We start from the raw sequence: 330 nt of genomic DNA on the forward strand, positions 1-330 counted from the left end.
GGAGCATCGGCAGGCGATAGGCGTCGGCCCAGGCGCGCCAGTCGGCGGCCACGTCGTCGAGATCGTCGGCGACAAGCAGAGGCACCGACAGCATGGGATCATTGTGCAGGAGTTCCAGCGTCACGGTGACGTTGCCGTCCGGATCTTCCATGGCGCGGGCGGCGACGCCGCGGAACGCGTTGGCGGGCAGCGCGATGATCGCCGGCACGCCGCTCATCTCCAGCGTACGGCGGATGATGGCGCCACGCTGGTCGATGGTGAAGGTAACATCACCATAGTCGTCGCGCGTGGCATAGCTCACCATCTGCGGCAGGCGAAACGGGTCGAGAC

At 67.0% G+C, this 330-nt stretch carries 1 protein-coding gene; it reads right to left on the reverse strand.

Annotated features, from left to right (window positions below; genetic code table 11):
* Nucleotides 1–330, reverse strand: a 330-nt coding sequence (locus EN851_RS34890) for a DUF6101 family protein (protein WP_245520898.1), incomplete at both ends; no start/stop codon positions are given.

The organism is Mesorhizobium sp. M8A.F.Ca.ET.208.01.1.1, assembly GCF_004791315.1.
GTDB lineage: Bacteria > Pseudomonadota > Alphaproteobacteria > Rhizobiales > Rhizobiaceae > Mesorhizobium.